This window comes from Streptomyces sp. NPDC060028 (assembly GCF_042736725.1).
Taxonomy (GTDB): Bacteria; Actinomycetota; Actinomycetes; order Streptomycetales; family Streptomycetaceae; genus Streptomyces.
Genome location: NZ_JBHWVJ010000046.1, coordinates 48,327 through 57,244, shown reverse-complemented (window position 1 = coordinate 57,244; position 8,918 = coordinate 48,327). Strand labels below are relative to the sequence as shown.

The following is an 8,918-nucleotide window of genomic DNA, read 5'->3' as shown; positions in this document are numbered from 1 at the left end:
CCAGCCACACCAAGATCATCTCACCTGTGACCAGCAGTTACGGGACAAGCCTTAGCCTGAAGGGGCCGACGTTTTACGTTTCCTTTGCTGGGCTCAGGACGAACTCCCACGAGGAGGCAACCATGACGGCGACGACGAGAACCGAGGCCCCTGTCGTGATCGAAGGCGGCGGTGTGGAACTGCGCCTCCAGGAAGTCGGAGGCGACATGTCCGCCGCGTTCGTGCGGTTTCCCAAGGGCACGGACATGGCGCCGGCCCTCACGGGTTTGCCGGGCGACCTGTGCCAGTGCCCTCACTGGGGGTACCTGCTCAAGGGACGGCTGAAGATGCGGACGCCTGGCGAGGACGAGATCTACGAAGCCGGGCAGGCGTTCTACTGGTCGCCAGGGCATGCGCCGGAAGCCCTTGAGGACTGCGAGTACGTCGATTTCTCGCCGACGAAGGAGTTCAACGAGGTTCTCGACCACATCAAGGCGCAGATGGGATGACCTGTCGAGGCGCCGCAGATTCTCCTCTGCGTCCGGCCCGGGCGGACGCCGGAGAACGGGGCGCGGCCCTGGTGGTCGCTGAGGTGGTGGTCTCAGCAGGCCCGCGAGGGCGAACACCTGCCGCAGCCGGGGCGCGACACCGTCTTGGTCTTGCGCAGCTGCGTGACGGCGGTGGCCCAGGGGGCGAATCCGGCTGCCCCGGCAGCAGGCCCACGGTGGCGGGCACCGCGCCGCGGGGCATTCTTTCTCCTTTGGCCGTCATCCCGCCGGGTGCGCAGCGGATGCCTTCCGGCGTGCGGCACGCCAGGCTGCGGTCAAGGGCAGCCATCACTGGACAGACGAGGACCGAAACCATGTCCCACCTCCGGCACATCGGCGTTATCACCGGGGCGGCACTGCTGCTGCTCACGGCCACGGCCTGCTCGGCCGACAGGACCACCGTGGGCACGCTCAGCTTCCGCGCCCACGACTCCCCGGTCGTGGTCACGTACTCGAACACCCCCGTGCAGGGCTGCCACAAGGTCGGCCTCCCGCGCGGCGCAGCCCACGTGGAGAACAACACCCTGGTCGACGTCGTCCTGTACCGGACGCCGGGGTGCCAGAAGACCGACGAAGCCGACGGAATCTACGTCGCGACCTCCACCTCGAACGTGACCGCCCCCGGCAGCCTGCCGTGGCGCAGCTTCACCGTCGTCCACTGACCGGTTCCAGGGCCCGGTGCCGGAGGGCGCCCCCGCCCCCGGCCTGGCCTTTTGGGGACCGGAAACAGCCGGGGGCGCTCGAGCTCATCGCCTCGCGGAGAGCTGCCTCCTGCCGTAGCTCCGTCGCGGTCGCGCGGTGCCGTACGGCCGCGGGCCACTGCCGCGGCGCGCTTCGACTCGTCCGTCCCCTCCATGATCGGAAGTCTCCGGCGGGTGTCCCGAAACGGTCGCCCGAGGTGGAGCCCTCCGAGCGGCAGACGGCCCGTACGGCCCGGAGCTCACTGCCCTGCGCCAGTCACCCGTGCGGTCACCGCGCGTCATCCGGCTGGGCCGGAAATCTCGCGGCAGAATGCGCCCGAGGACATGACGGGCCATGTCTTGGTGTAGGCGCTGTCGGAGTCGCATCTCTTTGGCTGGGTGATGGCCCGACCGGATAGGCGGGTCCCGTCTCGGGGCGCGAGGACGTGTGTTGGGGACCGGATGTTTCCCGGGGGCGCACCCTGATGTTCCCGTCCCGGCGTCGGACGCCGCCACGGCTTCAACGGACGACGGGAGATTCTTATGAGCGCCTGCCCGGCGATCGCCGATCACGGGATGGTCGGTGACCTCCAGACCGCCGCGTTGGTGTCCTCCGACGGGCCGATCAACTGGTGGTGCACGCCGCGGTTCGATTCGCCCAGCGAATTCGCTTCGCTGCTGGACAGCGAACGCGGAGGCCACTGCCGGCTGTCCGCCCATTTGCCCGACGGATCGGAGCCGGTGGTCCGCCAGCTCAATCTCTCCGACACCGCCGTCCTGGTGACCCGTTTCATGGCGCCGGGCGACCCGATGACGACGACCTCACCGCCCGCTGCACCCTCACCGCCGGGCATGAACGCCGCCGTGGTCCTGACCTCCGATGCGAGCGGCGCCGCCGCCCCGGCGGAGCTGGCACCCGAAGACATCCCGGCGGAGCTGGAGGCGTGCCGGACGTTCTGGCACGGATGGTTGCGCTCCTCCACCTACCGCGGCCGGTGGCCCGACATCGTCAACCGCTCCGCGATCACCCTCAAACTGCTCACCTACGCCCCCACCGGCGCTCCCATCGCCGCCGCCACCATGGGGCTGCCCGAGCAGGTCGGTGGCGAACGCAACTGGGACTACCGCTACACCTGGATCCGTGACTCCTCCCTGGCTGTCAGGGCACTGTCCGACCTCGGGTTCACCCAAGAGGCCGCAGCATTCCGCCGATGGCTGCGCGATCGCCTGGAGGCCGGCGGCACCACCTCAGGCGAGCCCCTCCAGATCATGTACCGGATCGACGGGCACCCCCACCTGACCGAGGAAGTCCTGGACCACCTGGAGGGCTACGAGGGTTCGGCCCCGGTACGGGCGGGCAACGCAGCCGCCGACCAGATCCAGCTCGACATCTACGGCGAGGCCGCCGACGCCTTGGCCCAGGCCGGAGAGATGGGAGAAATCCGCGGCTGGAAGGCGTTCGCCGACGTACTGGACTGGCTCGCCGACCACTGGGACCGGCCCGACGAAGGCATCTGGGAGACCCGCGGCGGGCAACAGGAATTCACCCACAGCCGCCTGATGACCTGGGTCGCCTTCGACCGCGGCATCAAACTCGCCACCCTCCACTCCCGGCCCGCCGACACCGCCCGCTGGGCGCAGGAGCGCGACGCCGTCTTCCGGCAGATCGTCGAACGCGGCTGGAACGAACAGCGGCAGGCCTTCGTCCAGCACTACGCCACGGATGTCCTGGACGCCTCGCTCCTGCTCATGCCCCGCGTCGGATTCCTCTCGCCCACCGACCCGGCCTGGCTCAGCACCCGTGACGCCATGGAGCGGGAGCTGGTCAGCGACAGCCTCGTCTACCGCTACAACCCCGAGGCCTCCCCGGACGGTTTGCGCGGCTCCGAGGGCACCTTCAACCTCTGCAGCTTCCTCTACGTCGAGGCCCTGGCCCGCTCGGGCCGCCTGCACCAGGCCCGCTACGCCTTCGACAAGATGCTGACCTACGCCAACCACGTCGGCCTGTTCGCCGAGGAAATCGGCCCGTCCGGCGAACGGCTCGGCAACTTCCCCCAGGCATTCACTCACCTCGCGCTGGTCGCCGCGGCCGTCGCCCTCGACGAGCACCTCGACAAGGCAGAACGCGGTGGCGCCGGTGAGTGACGCCGCCCCGACCGCGCGGACGCCAGGCGGCATGCGGCGGGTCATCGCCCCGCTCGCCCTCGCCCAGTTCATCTGCAGCTTCGCCGGCTCGAACATGAACGTGATGATCAACGACATCAGCGAGGACCTCGACACCACCGTCCAGGGCGTCCAGGTCGCGATCACCATCTTCCTGCTGGTGATGGCCGCCCTGATGATCCCCGGCGGCAAACTGACCGACCGCTACGGCCGCAAACGGTGCCTGCTCACCGGCCTCGTCGTCTACGGCGTCGGCGCACTGCTCAGCGCCGCCGCACCAAGCCTGGGCGTCCTCATCCTGGGCAACTCGATCCTCGAAGGCGTCGGCACCGCCCTCCTCATCCCGCCCGTCTACATCCTCACCACACTGCTCTTCACCGACACGACCTCACGCGCCCGCGCATTCGGGACGATCATGGCGCTCGGAGGCATCGGCGCCGCCGCCGGCCCGCTCATCGGCGGACTCATCACCTCGGCCCTCAGCTGGCGGGCCGCCTTCGTGTTCCAGGCCCTGGTGATCGTCGTGATCATCGTCCTCAGCCGCCACATCGAGGACCCCCTCCCGCCGGACCCGACCCGCCCCTTCGACACCGTCGGCACCCTCCTGTCCGCCGTCGGCCTCGTCCTGGTCGTCACCGGAATCCTGGCCGCCGACAACAACGGCTGGCTGATGCTCGCCCTCCTCGCCCTCGGCGCGTTCTTCCTGGCCGCCTTCTTCCGCTGGGTCCGTGCCCGGGAACGCGCCGGCAAGGAACCACTGCTCTCCACCAGCCTGTTCCGCATGCGCACCTCCAACCTCGGACTCATCACCCAGAACGCCCAGTGGCTGCTCCTGATGGGGGTGTCCTTCACCGTCGCCTCGTATCTGCAGGTCGTCCGCGGATACGACGCGATCCAGACCGGAGTGATCTTCACGGCGGCCACCCTCGGAATCCTCGTCTCCTCCCTCGCAGCCGAACGCCTCGCCAAGCGTCATGCCCAGCGCACCCTCATCCTCACGGGATTCGTCACCACGATCGCCGGCATCGTCGTCCTGACCGTGGTGGTCGGCGGCTCACCCAGCCCCTGGGCCTTCGCGCCCGGACTTCTCCTCATCGGCCTCGGCCTGGGTGTGATGCTCACCCCCTCCGTCAACATCGTCCAGTCGAGCTTCGCCGAGGAGCAGCAGGGCGAGATCTCCGGCCTGTCCCGCAGCGTCTCCAACCTCGGCTCCTCCCTCGGCACCGCGGTCGCCGGCACCATCCTCGTCGCCGGCCTCACCAGCCACGCCTACGCCGCCGCCATGATCACCCTGGCAGCCGTCGGACTCCTCGGCCTCACCGCAGCCGTACTCCTCCCCCGCCACCCGCCACCCGCCACCCGCCCTCGCCCCCACCGGCCAACAAGACGCACCGAGCCCGGCCGGCGATGAGTGAGGCAGAGATCGCCTCTCCGAGGACGGCGGCCTGACTGGGCCGGTCTCCCTACCGTCCGGCCACCAAGCCTGCGGGAGAGCACGCTCGCGTACGACGACGCGCCACTCCAGAAGGGCGGCTGTTTCGCTCCTCATACTCGGGGCCGCCATCGACGACCAACGGAACGGCCGGATCAACACGAGAACGTCGGGGAGGTAGCGATGAGTTTGCCTGGCCCGGAGAGTCTCATCACTGTTATCGCCCCATCACAGGAGGAACGCGTGGCTCAGCAGCTATTGAGAGTCCAGAACTTCAACGTCTCGAGTGACGGCATCGGTGCCGGTGAGGACCAGACCCTCGAGAGGCCGTTCGGTCATGTCGAGCCGGAGAAGCTGTTCGCATGGGCCGGTGCCACGGCGAGCTGGCCCATGCGCACCGACCCCGGGGGGAGCCGTGGCCTGGACGACTACCTCACGCGGGACTACGCGCGCAACATCGGCGCCGAGATCATGGGCCGCAACAAGTTCGGTCCCCAGCGCGGGCCCTGGCAGGACCATGAATGGCAGGGCTGGTGGGGTGACGAGCCCCCGTTCCACACCCCCGTATTCGTCCTGACCCACCACAAGCGTCCTTCGCTCACGCTTTCCGACACCACGTTCCACTTCGTCGATGGCGACCCTGCCACGGTCCTCGAGCAGGCCCGGGAGGCGGCGCAGGGCAAGGACGTCCGACTCGGCGGCGGGGCCACCACCATCCGGCAGTTCCTCGACGCCGACCTCGTCGACACCATGCACGTGGCGGTCTCGCCGGTGAAGTTCGGGTCCGGAGTACGACTCTGGGAGTCCCCCGATGAGCTGCTCGACCGGTTCCACCTGGAGATCGTTCCCAGCCCGAGCGGGGTGACGCACCACCTGTTCTGGCGAAAGTGACCGGCCCTCAGGGCAGCCCCGGGCAGCTGTGCTGCCTGCCGGGGCTGCCCTGAGGCGGGTTGTCGAGTCGCGCCTCAGACGAGTAGATGTCAGTGCGGCGCAGGTTTTCGTCAGTGAGTAGGTACAACCCCCTTCGGTGTCGCTACGGTTCAGCCGACAGCGCCGAGGATCGGCGCCCAGGTGGCACCGGTGAGTGCGGCCACCACCTGCTGCTCGGAGAGGGGGGGAGCGGTACGGGTCGGCTTCGGTGTGTCAGCGCCGCTGCCGCCGCCGGTGCTGTTCCACTGCACCATCTGAAGCTGCGCGCCGGTCGACTTCAGGGTCACCGTCACCGTCCAGCGGTGAGCGGTGTCCGCCCGGGCCGGCTGCTCGGCCGCGTTCTTCTCCGACATCACCACGGCCCCGCCGGGAACCGCGGCACTGCTCGGCAGCTCGCTCAGCGTGCAGGTGTCGCCTTTGGCACGCGCGGGGGTCCGCTCGCAGCTCAGCCCGTCGCCGTCCCTCAGCGGCAGCTTGAGCCGCACGGCCGAGACACCGACGAAGGCGGCGCCGTGCCCGTCGTCGAGGACCAGCCCACCGTTGGCGACGTAGCCGCCGGACGGATCCGAGGGGTTGTTGCTCTGCCCGGTCTCCTGGCTGAACCGGCCCCCGGGGAACGTCGTCTCCAGGGCCTGGATCATCTGGGTGTCGGTGATCGCGGAACGGGGCATCGCCAGCGCCACCGTCTCGATGTCGGAGCCTGCGGAGCGGAGCCCGGCGAGCGCGCCGGGGATCACCAGGCCGGCTGCCGCGATCACGGCGCAGGCGCCGACCCCGGCGATGATGCCGGCGCTGCGCCGACGCCGGCGGTTGCGCCCGCGCTGGACGGCTCCGCTCAGGAGCGCGGTGAGGTCGGGTTCGAGGGAGTCCGTCGTACGGTCCAGGGCATGTGCGAGGTCTGCTTCGAACGGCATGGTGGCATCACTTCTCTTTCGCTGATGGGGGCGTTGCGGCGGCATGGACATGGACCTGCGTGCACCGGTGCTCACTGCGGAACCAGATCGGACAGGCTGTCGCCGAGCAGCGCACGCAGCCTGCCGAGCGCCCGGGTGCCCTGCGAGCGGACCGCGCTGCTGCTCAGCCTGAGCATCTGGGCGGTCTCCTCGATGGTGTGGCCCTCCCAGTAGCGCAGCAGCAGCACCGCGCGGTCGCGGGGCGGCAGTTGGCCGAGCGCGTTCAGCAGGGTGAGTCGCAGTGCGGCATCGGGGCCGGACTCCGGGCTGTCGGGCATGTTCCCGATCGGGCGCTCGCCGGTGCTTCGCCGACGCCGCAGGCTGAGGAAGGTGCGGACCAGCACCGTCTGGGCGTAGGCCGCCGGGCTGTCCGCTCCGGCCACCCGCTTCCAGTGCACGTACAACCGGCTGAGGGTTTCCTGGACCAGGTCCTCGGCAAGATGCGTGTCGCCGGCCGCGAGTGTGTACGCCGAGCGGTAGAGCGCCTTTGCCCTCGCGGCCACGAACTCCAGGTACTCATCCTCCTGTGCTGGTTTCACTCGGTCCCCGCCTGTTCTCTTGTTCTGTGATCCCCGTGCATACCCCTCATGACTACGTGAGACGTCAGGATGTCGCGGGGGTGGGAGCTCTTTCTCCTCCACCACCGACATTCCCGCGGGCGCGGGGAGCAGGCCAGCCTCCAAATGCGCATGAACCAGCAGGAGGGTTCATCCCCGCGGGCGCGGGGAGCAGGACCGGGACCAGGTCGAAGACGGCCTCGGCTCGGGTTCATCCCCGCGGGCGCGGGGAGCAGTGTACGGACTCTTCTGGCCGCCGGATTCCGCGGGGTTCATCCCCGCGGGCGCGGGGAGCAGGCTCCGTGACCTGCGGATCCTTACAGGATGATGCTCGCTTTCGAGCACTTGCGGAGATTCCGACAAAAGGGATTAGTCATCCTCTAGCGGTTTCCGAAGCGTCGCCGCTTGGCTGCCTTGCTCCAGCCTTGGCTGGTCGGGGGTGGCTGTGCCGCGCGGTCGCTGGGGCGGTGGATCAGCGTGATGCCCTCGCAGTCGATCGGGTGCCACTTGTGGTCGTGCGTCTCGAAGGCAAATCCCTGTTCGCTGTCGGTGTTGTAGGCCAGGAGGGCACGGCCGTTGCCTGCGTACTGCTTCACCTCCTCCCACAGCGTCGCCCTGATGCGCGCCGATGGGCCTCCGATGAAGACGCCCGGCGAAATCTCCAGGAGCCAGCGGGTCAGAAAGCCTCGCAGGCCGACCGGGCACTGGGTGAGAACGATGACAGTCACCAGGTCACCTCGCCGGAGTAGTTGCGCCCGGCGGCGACGGCAACCTCACGGTCTGACTGGAGCGTGACCCGGTCTTCTCCCTCTGATCCGGATGCGGTGGTGCCGTCGGGAAGCAGCAGGAGTTTGATGTCGTCCACGCAGCGGTCGAGTAGTTGGGTCTTGTTGATTCTGTCGCGCAGGGCACGGCGGGTACGAGAGCCGATGTCCTGATCGCTCTCGGCGGCTACTTCGAAGGCAACGGGGATGCCGATCTCCGTTTTGTAGAGGTCGGCCACGTCGAGCACGAAGGACAGTTCGTGTCCGGAGTGGACGAAGCCGAGGCCGGTGGCGCAGCCGAGCGCGGCCACGACCGCGTGGGCGACGCCGTACATGCACTGCGCGGCGGCGGTGACGGCCTGGTTGGGGGCGTCGCCTGCGGTGAAGTCTCCAGGGAGGTAGTGCCGTCCGTGCCAGGGGACACCGGTGCGGTCGGCTTGCCGGCGATAGCAGTCCTTGACGCGGCGGCCTTCATGGCCCAGCAGTTCGTGCCGGGTGAGCCCCGAAGGGTCTTCGTCGGGGAACCTCAACTGGTACATCGCGCGGGCCACTTCCAGCCGGGTGCGGCGGTTGGCCCAGCGGGTTGCCTGAGCCTCGAGGAGGGCCGCGGAGCGGCTGAGTGCTCGGCCGCCGGCGTAGTAACGCACGCCGTGCTCGCCGACCCAGGCCACCGCCGCGCCGCTCTCGGCGAGAACGCTCATTGCCTGGTGGGTGATACGCGTCCCGGGGCCGAGCAGAAGTGTTCCGATCGTGGCGGAGGGGATGTGGGTGGTGCCGTCGGCGTCCTCGGCCGTGATGGCGTTGGCGTCGCGATGGATGGTGCATCGCTCCAGGTAGATGAAGGAGATCCGCTCGGCGACGCGTGTGAGTTCACGTGGGGATGATGCCCGGCGTTGAGCCACCGTGGTCATC

9 protein-coding genes and 1 CRISPR repeat array are annotated in these 8,918 nt (G+C 69.0%); of the genes, 5 read left to right on the top strand and 4 right to left on the bottom strand.

All coding sequences use genetic code 11. From position 1 onward, the window contains the following. The 5 genes from ACFWBF_RS22790 to ACFWBF_RS22770 all read left to right on the top strand — a co-directional run. On the top strand, window positions 1-488 hold a 488-nt coding region (locus ACFWBF_RS22790; protein ID WP_385604826.1), incomplete at its 5' end, for a hypothetical protein. Between the two features lie 353 nt (window positions 489-841). Continuing rightward, window positions 842-1,189 (top strand): hypothetical protein, encoded by a 348-nt coding sequence (locus ACFWBF_RS22785; protein ID WP_385604823.1) that lies wholly within the window; start codon window positions 842-844, stop codon window positions 1,187-1,189. 561 nt (window positions 1,190-1,750) lie between these two features. Beyond that, window positions 1,751-3,352, top strand: coding sequence for a glycoside hydrolase family 15 protein (locus tag ACFWBF_RS22780; RefSeq protein WP_385604820.1), 1,602 nt, complete (start codon window positions 1,751-1,753; stop codon window positions 3,350-3,352). A gap of 31 nt (window positions 3,353-3,383) precedes the next feature. Continuing rightward, a complete protein-coding gene (locus ACFWBF_RS22775; RefSeq protein WP_385604831.1) occupies window positions 3,384-4,781 on the top strand; it encodes an MFS transporter in 1,398 nt (465 codons plus the stop codon). A gap of 264 nt (window positions 4,782-5,045) precedes the next feature. After that, window positions 5,046-5,693 carry a dihydrofolate reductase family protein gene (locus tag ACFWBF_RS22770; RefSeq protein ID WP_385604817.1) on the top strand — a complete coding sequence of 216 codons (648 nt, stop codon included), beginning with the start codon at window positions 5,046-5,048 and terminating at the stop codon, window positions 5,691-5,693. Window positions 5,694-5,842: 149 nt separating this feature from the next. On the opposite strand, the gene ACFWBF_RS22765 is transcribed toward ACFWBF_RS22770, so the two are convergent. From ACFWBF_RS22765 to cas1e, 4 genes are all read right to left on the bottom strand, one after another. After that, window positions 5,843-6,646, bottom strand: coding sequence for a hypothetical protein (locus ACFWBF_RS22765; protein ID WP_385604814.1), 804 nt, complete (start codon window positions 6,644-6,646; stop codon window positions 5,843-5,845). Between the two features lie 71 nt (window positions 6,647-6,717). Then, window positions 6,718-7,224 (bottom strand): SigE family RNA polymerase sigma factor, encoded by a 507-nt coding sequence (locus tag ACFWBF_RS22760; RefSeq protein WP_385604811.1) that lies wholly within the window; start codon window positions 7,222-7,224, stop codon window positions 6,718-6,720. Between the two features lie 103 nt (window positions 7,225-7,327). Next, a CRISPR array of direct repeats spans window positions 7,328-7,540; the repeat unit is 30 nt; unit sequence GGGTTCATCCCCGCGGGCGCGGGGAGCAGG. 82 nt (window positions 7,541-7,622) lie between these two features. Continuing rightward, the gene (gene cas2e, locus ACFWBF_RS22755; protein WP_385604808.1) at window positions 7,623-7,970 is read right to left on the bottom strand and encodes a type I-E CRISPR-associated endoribonuclease Cas2e; all 348 of its coding nucleotides are present in this window, start codon (window positions 7,968-7,970) and stop codon (window positions 7,623-7,625) included. Next, window positions 7,967-8,917, bottom strand: coding sequence for a type I-E CRISPR-associated endonuclease Cas1e (cas1e, locus tag ACFWBF_RS22750; protein WP_385604805.1), 951 nt, complete (start codon window positions 8,915-8,917; stop codon window positions 7,967-7,969). The genes cas2e and cas1e overlap by 4 nt, the downstream gene beginning before the upstream one ends. Window position 8,918: the final 1 nt, after the last annotated feature.

Coding starts and splice junctions, on each gene's coding strand:
- ACFWBF_RS22785 (WP_385604823.1), top strand. CDS start 842: ATGTCCCACCTCCGGCACATCGGCGTTATCACCGGGGCGGCACTGCTG.
- ACFWBF_RS22780 (WP_385604820.1), top strand. CDS start 1,751: ATGAGCGCCTGCCCGGCGATCGCCGATCACGGGATGGTCGGTGACCTC.
- ACFWBF_RS22775 (WP_385604831.1), top strand. CDS start 3,384: ATGCGGCGGGTCATCGCCCCGCTCGCCCTCGCCCAGTTCATCTGCAGC.
- ACFWBF_RS22765 (WP_385604814.1), bottom strand. CDS start 6,646: ATGCCGTTCGAAGCAGACCTCGCACATGCCCTGGACCGTACGACGGAC.
- cas1e (WP_385604805.1), bottom strand. CDS start 8,917: ATGACCACGGTGGCTCAACGCCGGGCATCATCCCCACGTGAACTCACA.